The sequence below is a fragment of the Streptomyces sp. NBC_01013 genome (genome assembly GCF_045162765.1).
Lineage (GTDB): Bacteria > Actinomycetota > Actinomycetes > Streptomycetales > Streptomycetaceae > Streptomyces.
In genome coordinates this window covers 1796588-1822885 of the sequence record NZ_CP108687.1, presented here as the reverse complement: position 1 = coordinate 1822885, position 26298 = coordinate 1796588, and the positions used below count along the sequence as shown (strand labels likewise).

22 protein-coding genes and 1 pseudogene are annotated in these 26298 nt (G+C 71.4%); 11 read left to right on the top strand and 12 right to left on the bottom strand.

All coding sequences use genetic code 11. The features are described 5' to 3' along the window. Positions 1-4: 4 nt before the first annotated feature. Positions 5-1642, bottom strand: a complete 1638-nt coding sequence (locus tag OG538_RS07780) for an AMP-binding protein (protein ID WP_406091452.1) — start codon at positions 1640-1642, stop codon at positions 5-7. Between the two features lie 122 nt (positions 1643-1764). Between OG538_RS07780 and OG538_RS07775 the strand changes: the two genes are divergently transcribed. Together OG538_RS07775 and OG538_RS07770 are read left to right on the top strand one after the other, a co-directional pair. Beyond that, on the top strand, positions 1765-2892 hold the full coding sequence (locus OG538_RS07775; protein ID WP_406091450.1) for an acyl-CoA dehydrogenase family protein: 1128 nt from the start codon (positions 1765-1767) through the stop codon (positions 2890-2892). After that, positions 2889-3290, top strand: a complete 402-nt coding sequence (locus OG538_RS07770) for a RidA family protein (protein ID WP_406091448.1) — start codon at positions 2889-2891, stop codon at positions 3288-3290. Before OG538_RS07775 ends, OG538_RS07770 begins: the two co-directional genes overlap by 4 nt. Before the next feature lie 78 nt (positions 3291-3368). Here the strand turns inward: OG538_RS07770 and OG538_RS07765 are convergent, their stop codons facing one another. Genes OG538_RS07765 through OG538_RS07745 form a run of 5 tightly spaced genes read right to left on the bottom strand, consistent with a single transcriptional unit; the run spans position 3369 to position 8927 of the window. Next, on the bottom strand, positions 3369-4502 hold the full coding sequence (locus OG538_RS07765) for an FAD-dependent monooxygenase (protein ID WP_406091446.1): 1134 nt from the start codon (positions 4500-4502) through the stop codon (positions 3369-3371). 50 nt (positions 4503-4552) lie between these two features. Continuing rightward, positions 4553-5122: a GTP-binding protein gene (locus tag OG538_RS07760; protein ID WP_406091444.1), complete on the bottom strand. Its 570-nt coding sequence runs from the start codon at positions 5120-5122 to the stop codon at positions 4553-4555. 6 nt (positions 5123-5128) lie between these two features. Next, complete coding sequence (locus OG538_RS07755) at positions 5129-5554, bottom strand: DUF742 domain-containing protein (protein WP_406091442.1); 426 nt, start codon at positions 5552-5554, stop codon at positions 5129-5131. Next, a complete protein-coding gene (locus OG538_RS07750) occupies positions 5551-5988 on the bottom strand; it encodes a roadblock/LC7 domain-containing protein (RefSeq protein WP_406091440.1) in 438 nt (145 codons plus the stop codon). The genes OG538_RS07755 and OG538_RS07750 overlap by 4 nt, the downstream gene beginning before the upstream one ends. Next, the gene (locus OG538_RS07745; protein ID WP_406091438.1) at positions 5985-8927 is read right to left on the bottom strand and encodes a nitrate- and nitrite sensing domain-containing protein; all 2943 of its coding nucleotides are present in this window, start codon (positions 8925-8927) and stop codon (positions 5985-5987) included. Before OG538_RS07745 ends, OG538_RS07750 begins: the two co-directional genes overlap by 4 nt. Before the next feature lie 380 nt (positions 8928-9307). Between OG538_RS07745 and OG538_RS07740 the strand changes: the two genes are divergently transcribed. From OG538_RS07740 to OG538_RS07700, 9 genes and pseudogenes are all read left to right on the top strand, one after another. Further along, on the top strand, positions 9308-12226 hold the full coding sequence (locus OG538_RS07740) for a Na+/H+ antiporter subunit A (RefSeq protein ID WP_406091436.1): 2919 nt from the start codon (positions 9308-9310) through the stop codon (positions 12224-12226). Further along, complete coding sequence (locus OG538_RS07735; protein WP_406091434.1) at positions 12223-12852, top strand: Na(+)/H(+) antiporter subunit C; 630 nt, start codon at positions 12223-12225, stop codon at positions 12850-12852. Before OG538_RS07740 ends, OG538_RS07735 begins: the two co-directional genes overlap by 4 nt. Further along, positions 12849-14501, top strand: coding sequence for a Na+/H+ antiporter subunit D (locus tag OG538_RS07730; protein WP_406091432.1), 1653 nt, complete (start codon positions 12849-12851; stop codon positions 14499-14501). Before OG538_RS07735 ends, OG538_RS07730 begins: the two co-directional genes overlap by 4 nt. Next, the gene (locus tag OG538_RS07725) at positions 14498-15142 is read left to right on the top strand and encodes a Na+/H+ antiporter subunit E (protein ID WP_406091430.1); all 645 of its coding nucleotides are present in this window, start codon (positions 14498-14500) and stop codon (positions 15140-15142) included. Before OG538_RS07730 ends, OG538_RS07725 begins: the two co-directional genes overlap by 4 nt. Further along, positions 15139-15474, top strand: a complete 336-nt coding sequence (locus OG538_RS07720; protein WP_406091428.1) for a monovalent cation/H+ antiporter complex subunit F — start codon at positions 15139-15141, stop codon at positions 15472-15474. Before OG538_RS07725 ends, OG538_RS07720 begins: the two co-directional genes overlap by 4 nt. Then, positions 15471-15824, top strand: a complete 354-nt coding sequence (gene mnhG / locus OG538_RS07715; protein WP_406091426.1) for a monovalent cation/H(+) antiporter subunit G — start codon at positions 15471-15473, stop codon at positions 15822-15824. Before OG538_RS07720 ends, mnhG begins: the two co-directional genes overlap by 4 nt. Positions 15825-16045: 221 nt before the next feature. Then, positions 16046-17142 (top strand): annotated as a pseudogene (locus tag OG538_RS07710) (P1 family peptidase). 264 nt (positions 17143-17406) lie between these two features. Next, a complete protein-coding gene (locus tag OG538_RS07705; RefSeq protein ID WP_406091424.1) occupies positions 17407-18324 on the top strand; it encodes an alpha/beta hydrolase in 918 nt (305 codons plus the stop codon). Further along, the gene (locus OG538_RS07700; RefSeq protein ID WP_406091422.1) at positions 18291-19610 is read left to right on the top strand and encodes an MFS transporter; all 1320 of its coding nucleotides are present in this window, start codon (positions 18291-18293) and stop codon (positions 19608-19610) included. Before OG538_RS07705 ends, OG538_RS07700 begins: the two co-directional genes overlap by 34 nt. Before the next feature lie 315 nt (positions 19611-19925). Here OG538_RS07700 and OG538_RS07695 read toward each other — a convergent pair whose 3' ends face one another. The 6 genes from OG538_RS07695 to OG538_RS07670 all read right to left on the bottom strand — a co-directional run bounded on the left by OG538_RS07695 (position 19926) and on the right by OG538_RS07670 (position 26274). After that, positions 19926-20711: an ABC transporter permease gene (locus tag OG538_RS07695; RefSeq protein ID WP_406091420.1), complete on the bottom strand. Its 786-nt coding sequence runs from the start codon at positions 20709-20711 to the stop codon at positions 19926-19928. Continuing rightward, a complete protein-coding gene (locus OG538_RS07690) occupies positions 20708-21691 on the bottom strand; it encodes an ABC transporter ATP-binding protein (protein WP_406091418.1) in 984 nt (327 codons plus the stop codon). The genes OG538_RS07695 and OG538_RS07690 overlap by 4 nt, the downstream gene beginning before the upstream one ends. 107 nt (positions 21692-21798) lie before the next feature. Further along, the gene (locus OG538_RS07685; RefSeq protein ID WP_406091416.1) at positions 21799-22644 is read right to left on the bottom strand and encodes a DUF4097 family beta strand repeat-containing protein; all 846 of its coding nucleotides are present in this window, start codon (positions 22642-22644) and stop codon (positions 21799-21801) included. An 83-nt stretch (positions 22645-22727) separates the two neighbouring features. Next, complete coding sequence (locus OG538_RS07680; RefSeq protein ID WP_406091415.1) at positions 22728-23243, bottom strand: hypothetical protein; 516 nt, start codon at positions 23241-23243, stop codon at positions 22728-22730. A 255-nt stretch (positions 23244-23498) separates the two neighbouring features. Further along, on the bottom strand, positions 23499-24713 hold the full coding sequence (locus OG538_RS07675; protein WP_406091413.1) for an MFS transporter: 1215 nt from the start codon (positions 24711-24713) through the stop codon (positions 23499-23501). Positions 24714-25038: 325 nt separating this feature from the next. Further along, a complete protein-coding gene (locus OG538_RS07670) occupies positions 25039-26274 on the bottom strand; it encodes an ROK family protein (protein ID WP_406091411.1) in 1236 nt (411 codons plus the stop codon). Positions 26275-26298: the final 24 nt, after the last annotated feature.

Below are 26298 nucleotides of genomic sequence, written 5' to 3'. Positions count from 1 at the left end.
GTGATCATTCTCGGTCCGGTGCGCCGGAGTCCGCACCGGGTTCGCCCTCACGGAGCCGGAACCGTTGCAGCTTGCCGGTCGCGGTGCGGGGCAGCGCGGGCAGGAACGTGATGAGGCGGGGGCATTTGTGCGGAGCCAGTTCGGACCGCATGAAGGCGCGCAGGGCGTCGGCCGAGAGGGCTGAGTCCTCCCGCCGCACCACGTACGCCGCCACGATGCTGCCGCGCAACTCGTCCTCCCGGCCCACCACGGCGGCCTCCGCCACCTCGGGGTGGCGGAGCAGGGCATCCTCGACCTCGGGGCCCGAGATGTTGTACCCGGACGAGATGATCATGTCGTCGGCGCGGGCCACGTACCGGAAGTAGCCGTCGGCGTCGCGTACATAGGTGTCGCCGGTGTGGTTCCAGCCGTGCTGTACGTACTCCCGCTGCCGCTCGTCGGCGAGATAGCGGCAGCCGACCGGCCCGCGCACCGCGAGCAGCCCCGGTTCGCCGTCCGGCACCGGTTTGCCGTCCCGGTCCACCACGCGGGCCTGCCAGCCGGGGACCGGGACGCCGGTGGTGCCCGGGCGGATCGCCTCGTCGGCGGCGGAGACGAAGATGTGGAGGAGTTCGGTGGCGCCGATGCCGTTGATGATCCGCAGACCGGTCCGCTCGTACCAGGAGTGCCAGGTCGCGACCGGCAGGTTCTCGCCCGCGGACACGCAGCGGCGCAGCGCGGAGAGGTCATGCCCGTCGAGCTGGTCGAGCATCACCCGATAGGCGGTCGGGGCAGTGAACAGCACCGAGACGCGGTGTGCGGCCAGGGCGGGCAGCAGTTGCTTGGGGCCGGCCTGTTCCAGCAGCAGCGCCGACGCGCCGGCCCGCAGCGGGAAGACGACCAGACCGCCCAGCCCGAAGGTGAAGCCGAGCGGTGGACTGCCGGCGAAGACGTCGTCGGGCACCGGCCTCAGGACATGCCGCGAGAACGTGTCCGCGATGGCCAGCACATCGCGGTGCAGATGCATGCAGCCCTTGGGGCGCCCGGTGGTCCCCGACGTGAACGCGATCAGCGCCACGTCGTCCGCCGCCGTGTCCACGGCCCGGTACGGGCCCGGCCGGGCCGCGGCCAGCCGCAGCAGGTCGTCGGGGGCGTCGCCTCCGTACGCCGTGATCCGCAGCCCCGGTACCTCGGCCTTCACCAGGTCGTCGACGGACCGGACATCGCACAGGGCGTGGCTGATCCGGGCGATCGAGCAGATCGTGGCGAGTTCGGCCGCCCGCTGCTGGGCCAGTACGGTGACGGCGATCGCGCCGGTCTTCAGCACCGCCAGCCAGCAGGCGGCGAGGTGGGGCGTGGTGGGGCCGCGCAGCAGCACCCGGTTGCCGGGCACGACGCCCAGGTCCGAAGTGAGGACGTGGGCGATCCGGTCGACCAGATCCTGTAGCCCCCCGTAGCTCAGCACCCCTCCGTCGGGCGTGCGGAAGGCGGGCCGGTCGGGTCCGAAGCGCTCGGTCGTACGGTCCAGGAGCTCGGCCGCGCAGTTGAGCCGGCCCGGATAGTGCAGCTCGGGCAGGTCGAAGACCAGTTCCGGCCACTGGTCGGCGGGTGGCAGATGTTCCCTGGCGAAGCTGTCGATGTGCGCTGAGGTATTCGGGTCCATGAAGGATCGCCCCCTTGTCGCCCTTGGAGCGTATCGTTTGGGTGACGGTAGTCAACGGTCCGCGATAAAGTCCCGGTCCCCGAGGGGACGGCACCGGGGCTTTCGACAGGAGAGGCGCCGGTATGACGGCATTCTCGCTCGATCCGGCACAGACCGCCTGGTGCGAGGAACTGCGCACCCTGGCCGATGAGCGGTTGCGCCCGCTCGCCGATGAGGGCGAGCCGGGGCGCGTCAACCGCCCCCTGGTCGCCGCGCTGGGCGAGCTCGGGCTGCTGGACCGGCTGCTCGGCTCGGGCGCGCTCGACCTGTGCCTGCTGCGCGAATCGCTGGCCTACGGCTGCACGGAGGCGGAGACCTCGCTGGCACTCCAGGGTCTGGGGACGTACCCCGTCGTGCAGGCGGGCACTCCCGCCCACCGCGAGCGCTGGCTCCCCGAGGTCCGGGCCGGCCGCGCCGTCGCCGCCTTCGCGCTCAGCGAGCCGGGGGCCGGTTCCGACGCGGCGGCACTCGCCCTGGACGCCGCGCCCGCCTCCGACGGCTGGCGGCTGACCGGCGAGAAGTGCTGGATCTCCAACGCCCCGGAAGCGGACTTCTACACCGTCTTCGCCCGGACGACGCAGGGCGCCGGAGCGCGCGGTGTCACCGCGTTCCTGGTCCCCGCCGACCGCCCCGGACTGACCGGCACCGCGCTGGACATGCTCTCGCCGCACCCGATCGGCGCGCTCCACTTCGACGGTGTCCCGGTCACCCCCGACGACGTGCTCGGCGAGCCGGACCGGGGCTTCCGCGTCGCCATGAACACCCTCAACCTCTTCCGGCCCAGCGTCGGCGCCTTCGCCGTCGGCATGGCCCGCGCCGCCCTCGACGCCACGGTGGAGCACACCGCCACCCGCACCGCGTTCGGCGGCGCGCTGGGCGACCTCCAGGGCGTCTCCCACCAGGTCGCGGAGATGGCCACCCGTACGGAGGCCGCCCGGCTGCTGGTCTACGCGGCCGCCGCCGCCTACGACGCGGGGGAGCCGGGTGTGCCGCGTCGGGCAGCGATGGCGAAGCTGTACGCCACCGAGACCGCGCAGTACGTCGTGGACACCGCCGTCCAGCTGCACGGTGCCCGTGCCCTGCACCGCGGCCACCTGCTCGAACACCTCTACCGCGAGGTCCGCGCCCCCCGCATCTACGAGGGCGCGAGCGAGGTCCAGCGCACCATCATCGCCAAGGAGCTGTACGCGAACCGGGAGCCTTCCGCATGAGCCCGATCCACCGGATCAACCCCGCCGAACTCTCACCGCCCGCGGGCTTCTCGCACGCGGTCACCGCCACCGGGAGCCAACTGGTCTTCCTCGCCGGGCAGACCGCCCTGGACCAGCGGGGCGAGATCACCGGGAACGCCCTGCCCGAGCAGTTCGCCCTCGCCCTCACCAACCTCCTCACCGCCCTGCGTGCGGCAGGAGGTGCCCCCGCGGACCTGGCCCGGGTCACGGTCTACGCCACCGATGTCGCCGATTACCGGGCCAACGCCGCCGAACTGGGCCGGATCTGGCGCAGACTGGCGGGCCGCGACTACCCGGCGATGGCCGTCATCGGGGCGGCGCGGCTCTGGGACGAGCAGGCGATGGTCGAGATCGACGGAGTGGCGGTCCTGCCCTGACCGGACGAACGCCCCGTGCGGGCCCGGGAATCGGGGCCGCACGGGGCGTTCGGAACGTTCAGCGCGATCGGTGCCGGGTCAGTACGGCTGCACCAGCACGTGCGCCGCACCCGGGATGCCGACCTTCAGCAGCTCGTCCTCCTCGGGCGTCGTCTCCCCGCCCGTCTCCTGCTTGAGAACGGCACGCGACATGGCCTGCACCCACATGGCACGGGGACGGCGGCGCGCCTCCCAGGCATCGAGCGCGGCGGCGATGTCCGCCTCGGCGTCCAGCGACTCGGCGAGTACCAGCGCGTCCTCCACCGCCATCGCCGCACCCTGCGCGATGTGCGGGGTGCTCGCGTGCGCGGCGTCACCGGCCAGGACCACCCGGCCGACGTGCCACGGCTCCTCGACGGTCACCTGGGAGATCCGCGAGTAGACCACCGCTTCCGGTCCGGTGATCGAGGCGAGCGCCTCGGCGACCGGTCCGGAGAACATCGGCAGCCGCTCCCTGAGCTGCTCGTGCGCCTTCTCCGCATCGGGCCGGAAGTCCTCGGACTCCGCGAACACCGTTCCCAGGTACATCAGTTCGTCCGTGATCGGGGTGAGCAGTGCCTTGGCGGCCTGGCCCGCGGTGCCCATGACGACGCCCCTGACCTGCTCCTGACGGGGGACGGTGACACGCCAGTTGGCGAAGCCGGTGTACTCAGGGGCGTAGCGGTCGCCGTACAGGCGGGTGCGCAGCGGCGAGCCGATGCCGTCGAATCCGACGACCAGGTCCCAGCGCGCGGCCGAGCCGTCGGACAGGGTGACGTCCACGCCCTCGCCGTCGTCGGTGAGCTCGGTGATGGTCGCGCCGAAGCGGATCGTCGCACCGGCCGCCGTGGCAGCGGCGCCGAGGATCTGGGCGAGGGCGGGGCGCGGGATGCCGTTGTTGGACGGGGCGTCGCCCATGCGGGGCTGCGGGATCTCGGCCAGGACCTTGCCCGTGGGGTCGGCGATCGTCAGGATCTCCCACTCGAAGCCCGCCTTGAGGCAGTCGTCGAGGACCCCGATCTCCCGCATCACGTGCAGGGCGTTGGACGGCTGGATGATGCCGACGCCCAAGGCCTCCAGCTCGTCGCGGAGTTCGGCGACCTCGACGGTGTGGCCGCGTCGGGCGAGCGCGGTGGCGAGCGTCAGCCCGCCGATACCGCCGCCGTGGATCAGGACGCGCAGAGGTGTTGCCATATCGGGTTCTCTCCAGTGCGGAAATAGTGCGAAGTACCGGGGGAGGGGGATCAGCCGGCCGCGACGGGCAGGCTCATCAGGTGGTCCACGAGGGCCAGCAGCACGTCACGGCCGAACGGCCGCTCGCGTACGTCGCCGACCAGCAGCGGGACATGCGGATCGAGGTCGAGAGCCGCTCGGATCTCTTCCAGGGTGCGGCTGTTGTGGCCGTGGAAGCAGTTGATCGCCACGACGAACGGGATGTCCCGGCTCTCGAAGAAGTCGATCGAGGCGAAGCTGGTCTCCAGGCGCCGGGTGTCGGCGATCACGACGCCGCCGAGGGCCCCGTTGACCAGGTCGTTCCACATGAACCAGAAGCGCTCCTGGCCCGGTGTGCCGAACAGGTAGACGACGAGCTCCGGACTGACCGTGATCCGGCCGAAGTCCAGGGCCACGGTGGTCGTGTCCTTCTGTCCGACACCGGCCAGGTCGTCGACGCCGATGCTGGCCTTGGTCAGGAACTCCTCGGTTCGCAGGGGCGCGACCTCGCTGACAGCGCCCACGAGGGTGGTCTTGCCGACGCCGAAACCGCCGGCGACGAGGATTTTCACGGCGGCGGGGGCCGCCTGACTGATGGTCATCTTGGCTCAGAGTCTCCCGAGTCCGTCGCGAAGGGCGGCCAGCATCCCCATGTCGGCGCCGCCGGCCGCCCGGGCCACCGAAAGGGGCGCACGGGCGAGCAGCAGGCCTTGGGCGACGAGGTCCGCCAGCAGGATCTTGGTCACCGAGACCGGGAGGTTGAGGTCCGCGGAGACCTCGGCGACGGCGGCGGGGCGCCGGCAGCGGTCCAGGATCATCCGGTGCTCCGGCTGGAGCCTGCCCGGATGGATCGCCGCGCCGTGCCCGTCCCGCGGGTCGTGCGCGGTCGTCAGCACGGTGATGAGGGTGAAGTCGTCCCGCTCGGGAGCGGTCCGGCCACGGGTGATGGTGTACGGGCGCACCATGGTGCCCGCGCCGTCCTCCCCGTCCGCCCAGCCCTCATCGGCATCCTCGTCCTCCCAGTGCGGGGTCACGCGCGCGGCCCGTCCCCGCCGCCGAAGGCGTTGAAGTCGCCCCGCACGGGCGTGCTGAGCTTCTGGCCGACCTGCTGGACGAGGTTGTGCATGGCGAGCGACATGATCTCCGCGTCCACCTCCTGGGAGGCGACCACGGCCAGGTGCGTGCCCTGGGCGGCCGAGATGATGAAGAGCCACAGATCCGACAGCTCGACGATCACCTGGTGCACGTCGCCGCCGTTGAAGAGCTGGCCGACGCCGCGGGCCAGGCTCTGCTGGCCGGTGCAGATGGCCGCCAGCCGCTCGGCGTCGGCCCGCTCGACGGTGCGCGAATGGCTCACCACCAGGCCGTCGTCGGAGAGCAGCACTGCGTTCAGGGTCTCGGCCACCGAGTCCACCAGACCGTCGAGCAGCCAGTCCAGGTCCTGGTGAGTGGCGGTTGTGCGTGTCATGACCGTTCTTCTCTCGTGGTGAGGGGTGCGGGAGGGCCGGGCTGCGTCGGCGGCTCGTCGCTCGCGCGGGCGGCGCGGGACCGACGCTGGAAGGCTCCGATGGCGGCACCGGCGCGGCGCGGGGCCGGGCGGGGCTGCGGGTTCGCCGACCGGTTCGGCGACTGGGTTGCGGCAGGCCCGGCGGCCGGCGTGATCCGTAGTTCGTCCGCGAGGCTGGCCTGTCGTACCCGGCGCGGCAACGGGGGTTCCGCAGCGGGGCCTGCCGGCAGTGCGGGCCGCCCCGGCCCGCTCTCCCGGCCGGTCGTGCCTGCCGCCGGAGGAGCCGGATGGTCGGGTTCGGCCACCGGCAGCTGTCCGGGGCGCCCCGCCGGCGGTTCTGGCCGCCGGGGCCCGGGGACCGGGACAGGGAAGCCGGTGCGGTCCGGGACGCCCGCCGCGTACGGTCCCGAGTACGGCTGATGCGGAGTCATGTGCGGCTCCCCGGGCGTCTGGTAGGGCTGGTGCGGCACCGGGTACTGGCCCTCGGCCTTCATGTACGGCTGCTCGGCATCGGCGTACGGGACCTGAGGGGCGCCGCCGTACGCGGAGCCGCCCCGGTTGCCGTACACGTTCTGGTCCGTGCCGCCGTACGGAGACGTGGGCGGGGTGTGGCCGTACGTACTCCCCGGAGTGCTGTCGGCGTACGGGGTGTACGGAGTCCCCAGGGCACCGAACGGGTCGTCGGCGGGGGCCGGCTGCGGCTGCTCCTCCCGGTCGGGGAAGAGCTCGTCCGCCACCGTGTAGGGCGCACCGGTGGTCTCGAACGGGGCGCTGGGGGTGTGCGCACCTGTGGTGTCGAACGGGGCGCCGCCCGCCTGCGTACCCGTGGTGTCGAACGGGGCGCCCGAGGCGTGCAGTGCCGTGACTCCGGCGAGCGCCTGACCGCGGCCCCGGCTGGGCAGCGCGTCGGCGTCGGGGGTCGGCGCGGGCTCCGGGGCCGGTGCGGCGCCCGTGTCCTCGGGGGACGGCACGGCCACCGGGCCGGAGTGCGGACCGGGGACGGTGAGCGCGTCGGGGACGAGCACGACGACCCGGGTACCGCCGAAGGCCGAATGACGGAACTCCACGCGCAGACCGTGCTGGTCGGCGAGGCGTGCGATCACGTACAGACCGAGCCGGATGTCGTCGGCGTGCGCCAGTACGTCCATCCGGGGCGGCCTGCTCATCAGCTCGTTGGCCTCGGCGAGTTGTTCCTCCTCCATGCCGAGTCCGCGGTCCTCGACCTCGATGGCCAGACCCCGGCTGACCCGGGCCGCCCTGACCTCGACGGGGCTGGGCGGCTTGGAGAAGGTGAGGGCGTTCTCGATCAGCTCCGCCAGCACATGGGAGACCGGGCCGACGGCCCGCTCCGAGAGCCATGGGGCGCCGTCCAGGTCCAGCACCACGCGCCGGTAGTCCTGGACCTCGCCCTGGGCGGAGCGCATGACGTCCAGCAGCGGTACGGGCTTGCGCCAGCGCCGGTGCGGGGAGCCGCCGGCGAGGATCACGAGGTTCTCCTCGTAGCGCCGGAGCCGGGCGGTGAGGTGGTCGAGGTCGAAGAGGCCGTCCAGCACCTCGGGGTCCTCGTGCTTGCGCTCCAGCTCGTCCAGCTTCTTCAGCTGCTGGCCGATCAACTGCTGGGTGCGGCGCGCGATGCGCTGCAACAGCCTTTCGAAGCCGCGGTGCTGGTCGGCCTGCTTGACGGCCGCCTGGAGGGCACTGGTACGGGCAAGGTCGAGCGCGTCGCCGAGCTGGGTCAGCTCGTCGGCCTTGCCGCCCTCCTTGCGGTCGTGTCCGATGGCACGGGCCTCGGCCTCGACATCGATCCGTTCGCCGCGGCCGAGCCGCTCGACGACGTCGGGCAGCGACTTCTCCAGCTCCTCGGCCCGCTCCTGGAGCCGGCCGATCCGGCGACGCAGGTTGCGGGTGAGGCGCCAGGTGATCCAGATGACCGCGACGACGGCGAGGAGACCGACGACCGAGGTGAGAACGACCCTGATCAGCAGGGAGATGACACTGTCCTTGCCGTTCGCGACGACCAGGTCGGTGCGGTGCTCCATCAGGTTCACGAGCTGGGGCGTGACCTCGTCCATCGCGCCGCGCCAGGTCTGCTCCTCGACGCCGAGGCGGACGAAGCCGGCGCTGTCCGGTGCGGCGGGCCGCAGTACCTCGTTCTCCACCTGGGTCTTGGTCTTCCAGGCCGAACTGGCCTCGATCTCCTCCCACATGGCCTTCTCGTCCGCCGGAAGGTACGGAGCGACCTTGGTGGCGTACTGGAAGGACTGGCCGGCGACGGCCTGCCGGATCTGCTGGAGGTCTTCCGTGCTCAACTTGCCCTTGACCCAGCCACGGGCCAGCAGGGCGTCCGAGCGCGAGATCATCTCCTTGGCCCAGAACAGGTCGACCAGCGGTTGCGAGAGCGTGGTGATCTCGCCGTTGTCCACATGGCTGAGAGCCGTGAAGAGTTTCAGATCGACGGCGATCAGGTCCGTGTAGTAGCGGTACACGACCTTCTGCTGGTCGTTGTCACCCTCATCGACGAGGGTTCGCTGGGCCGGGAGTTGGGTGATGGCCGTACGGGCCTGGGCGACCGCGTCCCGGACCTCGGCGGGGGCATCGTCGGTGGCGATGTCGGAGAGGGTCTGGAAGCCGGTGATCGCTTCGTCGGTGAGCTTGCGCTGCTTGCGCAGCGCGTCGGTGACACCTCCGTGGCGGGCCAGAGCTTCGGCACTCAGCCGCCGCTCCTCCTGCAGGTTGTAGTACACGATGTTGGACGGCTGGCCGGCCTTCTGGGCCAACTGCCCCTGGGCTGCCTGTCTCTGGAAGTCGAGCAGAGTCTGACCACTGGTGACGGCCCAGAGGGCGGCCAGTGCGACACCGGGGACGATGGCCAGTACGAGCAGGGCCGTCCGCAGCGACATTGTGGTCGAGTCGCTCCGCCTTGACGCGCGCGTGCGCAGGGCATGCTCCTTGACGATGATGCCAGCCTCGCGACTGGTCAAATCCGTTGGAAACTTCGACAGATAGATATTAGTCACACTGCAAAAATGGAGAGGAAGCGGGCTCACGTGTGCAACACCGATCACCCACAGAATCACCATCAACGCGCGGAGCTGTCTGGAAAGTGACGTTACGTCGGCAGCCCCCGGACCGACACGTTGGTCCGGGGGCTTTCGCGGCGGACGGGAGGGCGGCCCGTCACCGTCCGTCCGGCGCGCCGTACGGGTGAAGCAGAGGCGGCGATATATCTGTACTTAGTGCCCATTGTCTGTTCTGTCGTCTCTCCCGCCGCACCAGCCGCATGACCGCGCTCGTCATCTGCCACTTCCTCCTCGCCGCGTGCGCCCGCCCGCTGGTGCGGCGGCTGGGCGCACGCGCCTTCGTGGTCCTCGCGCTGCCCCCGGCCGCCACTACATGCTGGGCGTTCGCCCAGTGGGACACGGCGGCCTCCGGTGCCTCGGTCACCTGGTCGTGGACCTGGATCCCCGCGTACGACGTCTCCGTCGCCCTGCGTCTGGACGCACTCGCCGAACTCATGGTGCTGCTCGCGGCGGGCGTCGGCACGCTCGTCCTGCTCTACTGCGCCTCCTACTTCACCGGCGACACTCCGCAACTGGCTGGATTCGCCGGGAACCTGCTCGCCTTCGCCGGGGCCATGCTCGCCCTCGTCCTCAGCGACGACCTGATCACCCTCTACGTGTTCTGGGAGCTGACCACGGTCTTCTCCTACCTGCTGATCGGATTCGACAGCGAGCAGCGGCACAGCCGTCGCTCCGCCCTGCAGGCGCTCACCGTCACCACGCTCGGCGGACTCGCCATGCTCGTGGGCTTCCTGATCATCGGGCAGGTTTCGGGCACCTACCGCATCTCCACGATCCTCGCCGACCCGCCCCCCACGAGTCTCGCCGTCTCCGTGGCGGTGGTGCTGATCCTGTCCGGGGCCCTGTCGAAGTCGGCGATCTGGCCGTTCAGTCTGTGGCTCCCGAACGCCATGGCGGCGCCGACCCCCGTCAGCGCGTACCTGCACGCCGCAGCCATGGTCAAGGCCGGTGTGTACCTGGTCGCCCGGCTCGCTCCGGGCTTCGCCGACGTACCCGTCTGGCGGCCCGTCGTGATGATCCTCGGTGCCGCGACGATGCTGCTCGGCGGCTGGCGAGCCCTCCGGCTCCACGACCTGAAACTCGTCCTCGCCTACGGCACCGTCAGCCAGCTCGGCTTCCTCACCCTGCTCGCCGGTGTCGGCAACCGTGACGCGGCGCTGGCCGCCGCCGTCATGATCCTCGCCCACGCCCTCTTCAAGGCACCGCTCTTCCTCGTCACCGGCATCGTCGACCACGCAGCCGGCACCCGGGACCTGCGCAGGCTCTCCGGCGTCGGACGGTCGCTGCCGCACGTCTGTGCCGTCGCCGTGGCTGCCGCCGCCTCCATGGCCGCTCTGCCGCCGCTGCTCGGCTTCGCCGCGAAAGAGGCAGCCTTCGACGCGCTGCTGCACGGCGACACCGCGGACCGCTGGGCGTTGGGCATCACGGTGGCGGGATCGATGCTGACCATCGCGTACACCGTCCGGTTCGTCTGGGGCGCCTTCTGGCGCAAACCCGGCGTCGCCGACACCCCGGTCCACCGAGTCGGCTGGTCCTTCCTCGCCCCGCCCGCCCTGCTCTCGGCCTGCGGACTGGTGCTGGGCCCCGGCGTCGGCTGGACCGACCGGCTGCTGAGCGCCTACGCGGACGCCTTCCCCGCCCCCGCCCACCCGTACCACCTCGCGCTCTGGCACGGCTGGGGCACCGCCCTGCTGCTGTCGGCCGTCGCCACGGCGGGCGGTGCGGTGCTCTTCGCCGTGCGCGGCCCGGTCGTCCGGCTCTCGCGGCGGATCGCCTGGCCGACCGCGGACAGCGTCTTCGGCCATCTCCTGCTGGGCCTCGAACGGCTCTCCCTCCAGATCACCGGGTTCGTCCAGCGCGGCTCCCTGTCGGTCTACCTCGCCACCACCCTGCTCGTGATGCTCGCCGGCCAGCTCACCGTCCTCGGCGTCGACCGGCCCTGGCACGGCGCCGCGCCGCCGCGGCTCTGGGACGTACCCCTGCAGGGCGCCGTCGCGGTACTGACCTGCGCGGCGGCGCTGTTCTGCCTCACCGTCAGGCGGCGCATGAAGGCCGTCGTGCTGGCCGGGCTGACCGGATACGGGACCGCGCTGCTCTTCGTCGTCCAGGGCGCGCCGGACCTGGCGCTCACCCAGTTCTGCGTGGAGACCGTGTCGATGATCGTCTTCGTGCTGGTGCTGCGGCGGATGCCGGTGCACTTCCAGGAATCGGTGAGCACCTGGCGGCGGGCCGTCCGCATCCCGGTGGCGCTGGCCGCCGCGGCCACCCTGAGCGTGGTGGTGTGGGTCGCGGCGGCCGCCCGCACCGCGGCGCCGGCGGGCGCCGCCATGGTCGAGGAGACCGCGCACCACGGCCTCAAGGACGTGGTGGCCACGATCCTGGTGGACCTGCGGGCCTGGGACACGATGGGGGAGTCAGCCGTCCTGGCCGCCGCGGCGATCGGCGTGACGAGCCTGATCTACCTGCACCGCCGCGCCGAGGGAGACCCCGCACCACTGGAGTCACGGCAGCACACTGCCTGGTCGGTCGCCACCCCCCCGCTGACGGGCATTCCGAGGGGGGACGAAGGGGCGCCCGAGCGCAGCTGGCTGGCGGCGGGCTCCACACTCGCGCCCGAGCACCGTTCCGTCGTCTTCGAGGTCGTGGCCCGGCTGCTGTTCCACCCGATCCTGGTGCTCTCGGTGTACCTGCTGTTCTGCGCCGAGAACATGCCGGGTGGTGGATTCGTGGCCGGACTGGTCGCCGGAGTCGCCCTGATCACCCGGTACCTGGCGGGCGGCCGCTTCGAACTCGCCGAGGCCGCGCCCCTGCAGCCCGGGCTCTTCACCGGCCTCGGCCTGTTCCTGTCCACCGGAGTGGCGCTGGTCGGCCTCGCCGACGGCACCGTCCTGCACGCCTGGACCCACCACGGACACCTGCCGCTGATCGGCGACTACGAATTCGGCACTCCGGTCATCTTCGACTGCGGGGTCTATCTGCTGGTCCTGGGAGTGGTGCTGGACATCGTGCGGGCCCTCGGCGCCAAGATCGACCGGCAGATCGAGCGGGCAGCCGCCGAACAGGCGGCAGTCGGCCCGGGCTCCGGGCCGGCTCCCGAGACGGGGGGTTCCGCCCCGTGACCGTCAGCGCCTCGCTCCTCGCCACCGCCGCGGTCCTGTGCGCGGTGGGCGGAATCCTCATGCTCACCCGGCCCCTCACCCGAATCCTGCTCGGCGCGGTGATCGCGGGCAACGGCATCAACCTGCTCGTCCTGGCCGCCACCGGATCGGCAGGCCTCGCACCCCTGCTCTACGGCGTCGAACTGGACCGCGTCACCGACCCGCTTCCCCAGGCCATCGCTCTCACCGCGCTCGTCATCACCCTGGCCACCACCGCGTTCCTCCTCGCCATGGCCTACCGCGGCCACCAGTTGACCGGCACGGACGAGGTGCACGACGACGACGAGGACCGCCGCATCGCGCTGCGCGCCGAGGTGCTGGGGGAGCGCGACGAACTGCGCGAGCAGTACCGGGCCGAGTCCGACCGCTCGGCCGAGGAACGCCGCCGCTACCGCGAGGAGCGCCGTCGCCTGCGCGCCAGGCTGCGCGCCGACCGCGCCCTCCAGGCCCGCGGACGTGACGCGACCGGGGACCTGTGGCACGACGTCCTGGGCGCGGACCCGGAGGACTACGCGGCGCAGCGGCCCACCGAGGGGCCCGGGACTCCCGGCACCCCCGACGACGCGAACCGAGGAGACACCGGGTGAACGCACTCGTCCCCCTGCCGGTGCTGTTGCCGCTCTGTGCCACCGGCCTGAGTCTCGCCTTCGGCACCCGGCTCAAACGCTTCCAGCGCATCATCAGCGTCGCCGTGCTCACCGCCGTACTGGGACTGTCGGTGGCCCTGATGATCGCCGCCGACATGAACGGGCCGCTCAGCGTGCACCTCGGCGACTTCGCACCGCCGCTCGGCATCACCCTCGTGGCCGACCGGCTCTCCGGACTGATGCTGACCGTCTCCTCGGCCGTCACCCTCTGCGTCCTCGTCTACTCCCTGGGCCAGGGCATGGCCGACCGGGACGAGGAGACACCGGTCGCGGTGTTCCACCCCGCCTACCTCATCCTGGTCGCCGGAGTCTCCTGCACCTTCCTCGCCGGCGACCTGGTCAACCTGTACGTCGGCTTCGAGATGATGCTGGTCGCCAGCTTCGTCCTGCTCACGCTGGGCGGCACCGGCCCCCGGATCCGGGCGGGCTCGACCTACGTGATCATCTCCCTGTTCTCCTCGATGCTCTTCCTCACCGCCATCGCCATGACGTACGCGGCCACCGGCACCGCCAACTTCGCCCAGCTGGCCGGCCGCCTCTCCGAACTCCCGCTGGGCGTCCAGACCCTGATCCAGGCCATGCTGCTGACCGTCTTCGCCATCAAAGCCGCCGTCTTCCCCCTCGCCGCATGGCTCCCCGACTCCTACCCGACCGCGCCGGCCCCCGTCACCGCGGTCTTCGCCGGACTGCTCACCAAGGTCGGCGTCTACTGCATGCTGCGCACCGAGACCCTGCTCTTCCCCGGCAACCGGCTCGGCGATCTCCTGATGGCCGCGGCGCTCGCCTCGATGGTCGTCGGCATCCTGGGCGCCGTCGCCCAGACCGACCTGAAGCGGCTGCTCTCCTTCACCCTCATCAGCCACATCGGCTACATGGTCTTCGGTATCGGCCTCGCGACCAGGCAGGCGTACGGCGGAGCCATCGTCTACGTCGTCCACCACATCACCGTTCAGACCACGCTGTTCCTGGTGGCCGGACTGATCGAACGGCGCGGCGGCACCACCGAGCTCACCCGGCTCGGCGGCATCGCCAGGGCCGCCCCGCTGCTGGCCGTCCTCTTCTTCGTACCCGCGATGAATCTGGCCGGCATCCCGCCGCTGTCCGGATTCATCGGCAAGCTCGGACTCACGCGTGCCGGTGTCGCCGACGGCAGCGTATGGGCGTGGATCCTCGTCATCGGGTCGACGGTGACCAGCCTGCTCACGCTGTACGTGATGGCCAAGGTCTGGAACCTCGCGTTCTGGCGGGCCACACCCCCGGGCCAGGCCGCGGACGGCACGGTCCTGGAGTCGGACGACGACAGCGACGACGACAGTGACGAGGGCCCCGACCGGATGCGCGGCACCGGCGACGAAGGGGTGCGTGCCCGCCACGAGCCGGCTGGACGCGCGGTCGCGGCCACCCTTCACGGTCACGCCGTCACGACCACCACCAAGCTGCCGCATCTGATGGTGTGGGCCACGGCGGCGACGGTCGCGCTCGGCCTCGCCTTCACCGTGTTCGCCGGGCCACTGACCTCGTACACCGACCGCTCGGCCGCCGAACTCATCGCGCGCGTCCCCTATATCGAGGCGGTGCTCGGCCGGTGAAACGCCTGATCACGTTCCCCCGCAGGAACAAGAACCTGCCCCCGTTCAGCTTCGAGTTCGGCGCCCGCCGGCCGCGGGTGCTCGACCTGCCGCTGATCGCCTGGCTCACCGTTATCTGGGTGCTGCTCTGGTCCAGCCTGAACTGGGCCAACCTGCTGACCGGCGCCGTGGTCGCGGTGGCCGTCTGTCTGGCGTTCCCCCTGCCGAAGGTCGATCTGGGGCTGCGGCTGCACCCGTGGGGCATCCTGCGGCTGGCCGTGTACCTGCTCTACGACATGTACACCTCCGGCGTGCGGGTCACCCGGCAGATCTTCGGGGACCGCCCGCACCGGGCCGCTGTCATCGCCGTGCCTCTGCGCTGCCGCTCCGACCTCATGCTCACCGCGACCGCCGTCGCGGTGTCGAACGTACCGGGCGGATCGGTCGTCGAGGTGCGCCGCGCCACCGCCACCGTCTTCGTGCACGTCCTCGACGCGGACCGGCCCGCCGAACTGGACGCGGCCCGGCGTTCCGTCTGGCGCATGGAGGAACTGACCGTACGGGCCTTCGGCACCCGCGACGAGATCGACCGCGTCGCCGGACCGCCCCCGCCCGCACCGCACACCGGCGAGCGGCCGGGAGACCAGGAGGAGGACGCATGAGTGCGCCGGAGACCGTCGACCAGGTGCTGCTGACCGCATCCGTCGTCCTGATCGTCGTCGCCGGAGCGGGCCTGCTGCTCCGGATCTGGCGCGGGCCCTCGATGCTGGACCGGGCGCTCTCGCTGGATGTCTGCGCGGCCCTGATCATCTCCGGACTCGGCGCCAAGTCCGCCTTCGCGCGGGATCCGTTCTACTTTCCGATCATGCTGGTGCTGGCCTTCCTCGGCTTCACCGGTTCGGTCGGAATCGCCCGCTTCATCGCGGTGCGCGACCGGCCGCCGGGCCGACCGCGCCCCGCCGGCGACCCGCGAACCGGCAAGGAGGCGCCATGAACCTCTGGCTCCAGATCGCGGACACCGCGGGTGCGGTCCTGCTGCTCATCGGTGCGGCCGTCTGCCTGCTCGGAGTGATCGGCATGCTGCGGCTGCCGGACGTGCTCTCCCGCAGCCATGCCGCGACCAAGCCGCAGTCGCTCGGCATGCTGCTGGTACTGGCCGGGGTCGCGTTGCGACTGCGCAGCGGCATGGACCTTGCGACGCTGGCGCTGATCGGCTTCTTCCAGCTGATGACCGGTCCGGTGGCCGCACACCTGGTCGCCCGCTCCGCGTACCGCACGGGGCAGATCGACCACAGTGAGCTGCTGTTCGACGAACTGGACGAGCAGCTCACCGAGGAGAGCTGACCGCGCCTCAGCCCGGCTGCGTGGAGACGGCGAGCGGCCGCGGTCCGAACGGGCGACGCCGCCCCGCTCGTCGGCCGGCCCCGCTCCTCGGCGCGATCGCTACCGACCGTCCGGCGCGAGAAGGCCCTGGCCGGGCGGGGGCGCCCCCGTCCCTCTGTTCCGTACTCTCTGCCCGCACGGGCGACGACGGCACGCGGGAGGAACCTGTGGACGACAACCGCATGAGGGCACGCGAGTGGGGCATACCCCTGGCCGGCGAGCCGGGTTCCTGGAACGCGATCACGGACGTTCCCGGTGTCGAGGTCGGCTATGTGACCCTCTGCGAGGGCGATGACGTACGCACCGGAGTCACCGCGCTTCTCCCGCGTGGCAGGGGCGGCGTGGGCGCACCCTGCGCGGCAGGCCTGCACTCGTTCAACGGCAACGGCGAGATGACCGGCACCGTGTGGATCGAGGAGAGCGGATTGCTCGCCGTCCCGGTGCTCATCACCAACACGTATGCGGTCGGCCCCGTGCACCGCGGCGTCGTCGAATGGGTGCGCGCCCATCGCCGCGACATGGCCCCCGAGTGGCTGTTGCCGGTGGTCACCGAGACCTGGGACGGCCACCTCAACGACATCCACGGCAGGGCTGTGACGTCCCGCCACGCAGCCGAAGCCATCGAGGCGGCGACCTCCGGCCCGGTCGAGGAGGGATGCGTCGGCGGTGGTACGGGAATGCGCTGCTACGGCTTCAAGGGCGGCTCGGGCACGGCTTCGCGGGTGGTGGCGTACGGCGAGGACCGATACACGGTGGGCGCCTTCGTGCCGGCCAACTTCGGCGCGCGGCGCGAACTGGTGGTGGCCGGCGTCCCGGTGGGCCGTGAACTGCCCGACGGACCCGTGCCGGAGCCCGACGGAGAGCGCCAGGTCCCGCCCGGCGCGGGTTCGGTCATCGTGGTCGTGGCCACGGACGCACCCCTCCTGCCCGGCCAGTGCGAGGCGCTGGCACGGCGGGCGACCCTGGGCCTCGCTCGCACCGGCACCACCGGCAGCCACTTCTCCGGTGACATCTTCCTCGCCTTCTCCACGGCCAACCCCGGTGCGCTGACCAGCACGTTCCCGGAGGACGACGGCAGCGCCCCGTACGAGTCGATGCGCTTCGTGCCATGGGGCCGGATGGACCCCTTCTACGGTGCGTGGTCGAGTCGGTGGAGGAGGCGGTCCTCAACGTGCTCACCGGCGCACACTCGATGACGGGCCGGGCCGGTCACCGTGTCCAGGCCCTGCCGCTGGACCAGGTGTCCGTACTGCTGGCGGCGCGGGGAGTGGTGACGTAGCCCCCGGGATCGCGAGAAATCACCCGTGCGGGCGAAGCCCTCCGTGCCGGCCCCGAACGGGCGGCCTCCCACCCGCCGGCACCGGCGCAACCCCGCCGCGGGCCCGTCCCGGGCCGTTTCCTGACCGCGGTCCGCACCTTCCTCGGCGGCGCGGGGACCGAGCTCTGCGGGAGCCCCGCGCCGGGACGCCTCGTCCCGTTTCCTCCGGCCGCACCCGATGCTGGAGGAAGAGCGCCCGAGGCGGCCGGAAAGGAACGGGGACGCATGATGCCGACGACGACCGCACACCCCCATCAGGAGCCCCCCGCACCCGGCGGCCTGTCACCGGGGGTCCGCAGGATCACTCTCGACGCGGCAGGGACCCCCCTGTCCGCCCTGCTGAGCGAACCCGCCGGCGGGCGCCCGCCACGCGCGACCGTCGTCGCACTGCACGGTGGCGGAATGAGCGCCGGGTACTTCGACGGGCAGGCCCATCCGGACGTCTCCCTGCTGACGCTCGGCGCCCGCCTCGGCTGCGCCGTGCTCGCGCTCGACCGGCCCGGATACGGCGCCTCGGCCCCGCACCTGCCTGCCGGGCAGCATCTCCTGGCACAGGTGGCGACGGTCCGCTCCGCGCTCGCCGACGCTCAGGCCCGCCATGTGTCCGGTCCGCTGTTCCTGCTGGGCCACTCCTTCGGCGGCAAGCTCGCCCTCGCCCTGGCCGCTCACGCCCCGCCCGACTCCTTCCTCGGCCTGGACGTCTCCGGCTGCGGACACCGGCCGGCCTCCTCCGTGGCACTCCTGGGCCGCGAGCCACGCACCGGTCTGCGCCGGCTCAACTGGGGCCCCCTGTGGCTCTATCCGGACGGAACCTTCCGCGAGGTCGCGGCAGTCGTCGCCCCCATGCCGGGGAAGGAGATCGAATCGGCGCGGGAGTGGGGCGGACTGTCCGCCCGTCTGCTGCCGCGCGTGCGGGTGCCGGTGCGCTTCACCTTCGCCGAGCACGAGGCCTGGTGGTGCCAGGGCGACGCCGACCTCACCGACCTCGCCGCACAGTTGTCGGCAGCACCCCGGGTCCTCGTCGACCGGCTCCCCGGAGCCGGGCACAACATCAGCCTCGGCCACGCCGCCAGGCCGTACCACCTACGGGCCCTGGCCTTCCTCGACGAGTGCCTCCGGACCGCGCGGCCCGCCGCACCGTGACCGCCGACGCCCGGGCCCGCCCCTTTCGCGCACTCGGGATCCGCAACTTCCGGCAGTTCGCCGCGGGCCAGGTGATCTCGGCCGCGGGCACCTGGATGATGGTCGTCGCCCAGGACTGGCTGGTTCTGGAACTGACCGGCAACTCGGCGACGGCCCTCGGCACTGTCACCGCCCTGCAGTTCACCCCGATGCTGCTCCTCACGCTCCACGGCGGACGGCTGGCCGACCGGTACGACAAGCGGGCGTTGCTGCTGGCCGCCAACGTCCTGTCGGGCCTGCTCGCCCTCCTCCTGGCGGCGTTCGTCCTCACCGGTGCGGCCGGTCCGGCGCACGTCCAGGTCTTCGCGTTCTGCCTGGGACTGGTCAACGCCGTCGAGGTCCCCACCCGGATGGCCTTCGTCGGTGAGCTGGTGCCCGCCCACCTGCTGCCCAACGCCTCGGCGCTGAGCGCCGCCTACTTCAGCGTCGCCCGCGTCGCGGGCCCCGCCGCGGCCGGCCTGCTCCTCACCGTTCTCGGGACCGGCGGGGTCATGCTGGTCAACGCGCTCAGCTACCTCGCCACGGTCGTCGCCCTGCGCCGGATCCGCCCCGACGAGCTCTACCGCACAGCGCGTGCGGCGGGTCGTGCGCGTGTCACCGACGGGCTGCGGTACGTGCGCGGGCGCCCTGATCTCACGATCCCGTTCGCCCTGATCGCCGGAGTCGGCCTGTTCGGTCTCAACTTCCAGCTCACGCTCCCGCTGCTCGCCAGGACCGTGTTCCACACCGATGCCTCGGCCTTCGGCCTGCTGACCACCGTCTTCGCCGCGGGGTCGCTCACCGCGGCGTTCCTCACCACGACCCGCACCGCGCGGCCCTCGGCCCGGCTGGTGACCGTGTCCGCCCTCGTCCTCGGGGCGCTGGAGGCGACGGTCGGATGGGCTCCGGCCTACCCTGCCGCCCTGGTCCTGCTCTTCCTCACCGGTGGCGCCTCCGTCTACTTCGCCCAGGCCGTCAACCACCGCATCCAGCTGGGCAGCGACCCCCTCTACCGGGGCCGGGTCCTCGCCCTCTACACCCTCGTTCTCCAGGGCTCCACACCGCTCGGCGCCCTCATGGTGGGGTACCTCGCCGAGACCCGGGGCGCCCGAAGCGCCTTCGTCGTCGGTGGGCTCGCCTCACTAGGAACGGGCCTCGCCGCCCTCAGCCTGCGCGCGGGCCGCAGCGGGCCCGACCCCGCCGGGGAGGGGCCGGCCACGGACGGGCCGGCCGCCGATGACGTACGGACCGGGAACACACGGCCCTGAACGCCGCGCCGCAGGACCGGATCCCTGAAGCCAGGTCGTTATGGCGGTATCCGGTGGCCCTGGAGCTCGCGGTACTGCACCTGGCCCGGCAGCACGACTACGAGCTGCCGCATCCGGGCCCCCGGGGCGGCGGGTACTCGTCCCGCGGCAGGCGCGGCGGACGGTGCGACTGAGCCGCCCGGCGGTCCACCGGCCCCGCGAACGGTGCGGGTGGCACGCGGCGGGGCGGCGTACGCCGACGGGATGTCGGAGTGCGCCGCCCCGGGGGCGGGACGAGTAGGCCTGCGGCCTTCGGGCCGGCGACCGGATCGTTTGCTACTTCGGGTCGTTGTTGAACTTCGCTGTTGCCCAGAGGTATCCGAGGACGGTGAGGCCGAGGCACCAGGTGAGTGTGAGCCATCCGTTGTGGCCGATCTGGGTGCCGAGGAGGAGTCCGCGGAGGGTTTCGATGGCGGGGGTGAAGGGCTGGTATTCGGCGATGGGCTGGAACCAGCCGGGCATGGTGTCGACGGGGATGAAGGTGCTGGAGAGCAGGGGGAGCAGGATCATGGGCAGGGCGTTGTTGCTGGCGGCTTCGGCGTTGGGGCTGATGAGGCCCATGCCGACGGCGATCCAGGTGAATGCGGTGGCGAAGAGGACGAGGAGTCCGAAGGCGGCGAGCCATTCGAGGGTGGTGGCGTTGGTGGAGCGGAAGCCGATGGCGACGGCGACGGCGCCGACGAGGACGACGCTGGTGATGCATTGCAGGACGCTGCCGATGACGTGTCCGACGAGGACGGAGCCGCGGTGGATGGCCATGGTGCGGAAGCGGGCGATGATGCCTTCGGTCATGTCGTTGGAGACGGAGACGGCGGTGCCGATGGTGGTGCTGCCGATGGTCATCAGTAGGAGGCCGGGGACGATGTAGGCGATGTAGTCGGAGCGGTTGGTGCCGCCGATGCCGGCGCTCATGACGTCGCCGAAGATGTAGACGAAGAGGAGCAGGAGCATGATCGGGGTGAGGAGGAGGTTGAGGGTGAGGGAGGGGTAGCGGCGGGCGTGCAGGAGGTTGCGGCGGAGCATGGTGTGGGAGTCGCGGGCGGCGAGGGTGAGGGTGTTCATCGGGTTGTGTCCTTGGTCTGGTGGGGGAGTTGGGTGGGGCTGGTGAGGGCGAAGAACACGTCGTCGAGGTCGGGGGTGTGGACGGTGAGTTCGGTGGCTTGGATGTGGGCGGTGTCGAGGCGGTCGAGGAGGGTGCGTAGGGCGTGTTGGCTGCCGTCGCTGGGGATCTGGAGGGTGAGTGCCTGGTCGTCGTGGGTGGTGTCGGTGAGTGCGGTGGTGGCGGTGCGGTAGGTGGTGGGGTCGGTGAAGCGGAGGCGGATGTGTCCGCCGGGGATGAGGCGTTTGAGTTCGTCGGCGGTGCCGTGGGCGGCGATTTTGCCGTGGTTGAGTACGGCGATGTGGTCGGCGAGTTCGTCGGCTTCGTCGAGGTACTGGGTGGTGAGGAAGACGGTGACGCCGGTGGTGACGAGGGTGCGGATGATGCCCCACATGGTGTGGCGGGAGCGGGGGTCGAGTCCGGTGGTGGGTTCGTCGAGGAAGATGATCCGGGGGTTGCCGACGAGGGTCATGGCGATGTCGAGGCGTCGTTTCATGCCGCCGGAGTAGGTGGAGGCGGGTTTCTTCGCGGCGTCGGTGAGGTCGAAGCGTTCGAGGAGTTCGGTGGTCACTCGTCGGCCTTCCTGCTTGGGCAGGTGGTGGAGGTCGGCCATGAGGTGCATGTTCTCCTCGCCGGTGATCAGGCCGTCGACGGCGGAGAACTGTCCGGTGACGCCGATCGCGGCGCGTACGGCCTGGGGGTCGGTGGTGAGGTTGTGGCCGTTCACGTGGAGTTCGCCGGCGTCCGCGGTGACGAGTGTGGAGAGGATCTTCACGGCGGTGGTCTTGCCGGCGCCGTTCGGGCCGAGCAGGGCGAAGACCGTGCCCGCGGGGATGTGCAGGTCGATCCCGTCGAGGACGACCTTGTCGCCGTACGACTTGCGCAGACCGTTCGCCGAGATGGCGGGCAGCTTCTGGTTGTTGGCGCTTTTGGATGTGGGCATGACAGACGAAGGCACGGGGCCCTCCCATTCGAAGGCTGAAGGTGTCCGGGGGTGGCGTTGAGGGCTGAGCTGGGGGCTGCGCGAGTAGAGGCCGGGCGTCGCGGAGGTCAGGCCTTGGCGCGGCGGACGTCGATGTTGCCGTACCGGGTGCGCGCGTGGATCTTGACGGTGTCCTCGGTCTCCGCCGGGGTCTCGGACGCGGTGAGGGTGTTGCGTACCTGGCCGGAACCGGAGTTGACGTCGAGCCAGGCCGCCGTGCCCTCGCGAATACCGACCTCGATGGCTCCGTGGTTCGTCTCCAACTGGGCGGTGCCGCGGGCGATTTCCGCGACCCGCAGGGTCCCGTGGGCGGTGGTGGCCGTCACCGATCCCTCGGCCCGGGCGATGTCGATGTCGCCGTTGGAGCCGCTCACCCGCAACTCGCCGGTCGCGGCGCCGACTGTCGTCGTGCCGTGCGAGTTCTTCAGGACGGCGGGTCCGTCGACGAGGCCGACGCGCAGGCTGCCGGAGCTGGTGGTGATCTCGGCCTTGCCCTCGATGTGGTCCACGGTGATCGAGCCGTGCGACGCGGTCAGATGCAGCGGGCCGGTCGTGTCGAGACGGACGTCGCCCGACGACGTCTTCACGCGGACCTCGCCGAGCCGGCCCTCGCCGAGCACCTGCGCCCAGGCGCCCGTGACATCGATGTTCGATCCCGTGGGCAGTTCGACCGCTACGTCGACGGTGCCGGTGCGGCCGATCAGGTAGCGCTGCTTGGGCGTCCGGATGGTCAGTGCGCCGCCGGCGTAGGTGACCTCGGTCTGCTCCGCCGCCCGGACGTCCTGGTCCTTCTTCGGATCGCGGGGCCGCGCCTCGACGACGGTGTCGGTGCGGTCGCCCGCGGTGAACTGGATGGAGCCGGCGTCCACGTGTGCGGTGACCGAGATCGGCGCGGAGGTGTCGAAAGAAGGCATGGCTGTCCCGTCCTTTTGGGTCTTGGTGGCGTCCCCGCTGGTGGGACGTGGTGTGGGTGAAGTGGTGCGAGCTGGGGGCGCGGCTAACGCACCCAGCCGGTGTAGCCCTGTCCGAGCGTCTGGCTCTTCTCTGTCGTACGCGGCCCGGTGCCGCCGTCGACCGCGGCCGACACGGCTCGCACCAGCCATGCGTTGACCGACAGGCCTTCGCGGCTCGCGGCCTCTTCGGCGCGCGCCTTGAGGTGGGCCGGCAGCCGGAGGTTGACGCGGGCGGTGCCCCCCTCGTCGCCGTCCGTCGGGGGCGGGGTCCTGAGCGGTTCGGCGGGAGCGGCCGGCTCCGCGGGGGCGATACCGGTGGCCGGCAGTGTCACCACGAAGTCGGGGTCGAGCCCGCGCAGTCGTACGTCGACCGAGCCGGGAGCGAGTTCACGGGTGATCTCGTCCATCGCGGCGGAGAGCACGTTGAGCATGGTCAGCCGGGTCGCCGACTCCAGGGGGGCGGTGAGCCTCTCTGCCAGCGCGCGGGCGTCGTCGCCGCCGGCCTCGGCAGCCACCGCGAGTTCGCGGCGGAGGGTGTCGACATACGGGGTGAGGTCCATGACGCCATCATGGCACCATGATGGTGCCATGCGCAAGCCGTGCGGTGTCATTCGCGGTTGTCTGGGTGGTGGGTGTCTCTCTGACCTGCGAAGATGTGATTGACGCCGGTCGTTCTACGTGTGGCGCCAGGTGCGTCCATGCATGTGTGGCGACATGCGGAGGCGCCACTTGGCACCATCTGGCGCCGAGTGGCGCCGAGTGGCGCCAAGCGGTGCCAAGTGGTGCCAGCGGCAGGTGGGCCCGGCGTGACCGCCCTACGGGAGGTCGGTGGCCCTCTCGTGTGCCGCGCGCGGAGCCCGTCGGAACATCTGGTCCCCGAGCAGGACCATCACGGCCGCGGCAACCAGCAGGCCACCCGCGAGTGCGGTGTCGCGGACGCTGATGTCCGACAGCACCACTCCGCCGGACGCTGCGCCGATGGCCGTGCCCGCGTTGAACACGGCGTTTCCTCCGGCCGAGGCGATGTAGAGGTTGCCGGGCGCGACCACCAGAAGCTCGTTCGTCAGCGTCGTGATCATCACGAAGACCGCGAAACCCGAGATCGCTGTCAGTACGACCATCACGAGGGGCACCGTCCCCGCGAGGTACATCCCGATCAGTGACAGGGACAGCATGGCCACCGGCACCGTCGTCGCCATGTTCGGGTGGCGGTCCCCGAGGTTGCCGGCGACGGTCACCGAGGCGACACCGGCCGCACCGCGCAGCAGCAGGAGGGGGGCGACCGCCGCCGCGGAGAACCCGCTCACGTCGGTGAGGAACGGCACCGTGTACGTGGAAGCCAACGACAGGCCCGCCAGCGCAAGGACGATCGTCACCAGGAGCACGACATAGCGCGACGTGTCCGGGGCGGCGCTGTCGTCGGTGCGCGGGTCGGCGACGGCCGTGGCCGGCAGGAAGAGCGCCACGGTGGCCAGCGCGAGCAGCCCGATCCCGCTCAGCGCCAGGAATGCCACACGCCAGCCGGCGTGCTGGCCGACCCAGCTTCCGGCCGGCACGCCGACGATCGTGGCCGTCGAGGCGGCCCCGTACACCGTGGCGAGTATCCGGCCCCGGACCGCCGGTGCGAACAGTCCTATCGCCGTGACCGTGACCACTGCCCAGAAGACCGCGTGCACCAGTGCCGTCACGGCGCGCGAGACGAGCAACAGGGTGTAGTTCGGTGCGAGGGCCGAGCCGAGGCCGGCCACCACGAACACCGTCAGCAGGCCCAGCAGCAGCGGGCGGCGCGGGACCCGGCGGGTGGCGTACGTCAGCGGCACGGTCAGCAGCGTCACGGTGATGGCGTACCCCGTGACCAGTTGACCGGCGGCCGACAGGGACACCCCGACACCGGACGAGATCTCGGGAAGGAGACCGACCGGCAGATGCTCCGTGGTCACGAGGCAGAAGGTCGCAGTCATCAGGGCGCACAGCGCCCATATCGCAGCCGGTTCGGCCTCGGCGCCGGGGGCGGACAGCCATCTACGCACCGTTCAGCTCCTCTTGCCGGGCTCGGCCGCACGGCCGGGGGAGAGCTCCGCGCGACCGGCGGAACAGGAGCGGCGATCAACATGATGGGGCATGTTTCGTCCAAGGGGAGTGGGGTGGAAGGGGGTGCACAGCACCTCGGGGGCGCACCGCGGGCCGCCCCGCCCGGATGGGGTGATGGCGAATAGGGCGTCCGGGTGCAGGGGGCCGGCGGCCTGCCCAGGCGTGCGGGCAGGGCAGCACCGGCGCACTGTTCGCAGCAGGGTCGGACCGGTGATCAGGTCCGGGACGAGCGGCAGTTGCCGGGGGTCCGGTCGCGAAGGGGCGCTACTTGGAAGACGCCGGGACCGGTTGTTCTCCCGGAGCGCCGGCCATAATCGCCAAGGGATCGGCGAGCAGCGCGGAGAAGCCCAGTTCGGCGGCGCCCACGAGAACGGCGTCGTCGCCGAGTGCGCTGACGCGCAGGCGGAGGTTCTTGCGCGAGGCGGAGAGTGTGCTGACGTTGATGCGGCTGCGGATCTGTGCGGCCGCGCCCAGGAACACGTCGTGAAGCATGCCTCCGAAGATGACGACGCTGGGGTTGAAGACGTTGACCAGGTTGGCGACACCGACGCCGAGCCAGTCGCCGACCTGGTGCAGCGCGGCGCGCGCGACGATGTCCCCGCGGTCCGCGGCGCAGACGACGGCGCGTACCACCTCCTGACCGGTGGCCTGCGGGTCGCGGCCGGCGGCGGCGAGCAGCGCACGTTCGCCGGCCTCCGCCTCCAGGCAGCCGCGGGCACCGCATCCGCAGAGGCTGCCGTCCCGCGGGTTGACGATCATGTGACCGACCTCGCCGCCGTAGCCGTCCGTGCCCCGAAGCAGACGGCCACCAGTGACCAGGCCGCCACCGATTCCGATGTCCCCGTGGAGGTAGACGACGTTGTCATGGCCGACTCCGGCCCCCCGCAGGTGTTCGGCGAGGGCGCCGAGGTTTGCCTCGTTGTCCACCTCGATGGGAACGCCCAGACTGAGCCGGCCGGCGAGTTCCGCGCAGAAGTCCTGATCCGTCCAGCCCATGTTCGGCGCGTGTCGTACCAGGCCGTCGGGGTGGCGGACTATGCCCCGTACCGCCACGCCGACGCCGACGCAGCGACTTCCGGGCTCCGCGGCCGCCAGCATCTGCCGGGCGAAGCCGGTGAGAACGCCGGCGACCTTCCCGGGTTCGGTCGGTACGTCCAGGGGCCAGGCGCTTTCACGACGGTCGAGGAAGACACCGCCGAGTCCGATGCGGGCGGCCGCGAGGCGGTCCACTCCGACGTCGTACGCGAACACGTACGTGTGTGCCGATTCCGGCCGTACGACCAGCGAGGGCCGCCCCGCGCGGCCGGTGTCGCGCGGAAGCTCCTCGAGTACGAGCCCGGCTGTGGTCAGTTCGGTGACCAGTCCCAGGATGGTGCTGCGGTTGAGCCCCATGCGATCGGCGAGAACGGCCCGGGAGACGGGCCCTCCTATGTGTACCTGACGCAGGAGGGTGCTGAGGTTGTGCCGTCGGATCTCTTCCTGGGAATGACCGGCTTTCATGGCACGGGGACCTCATTGTCGCGG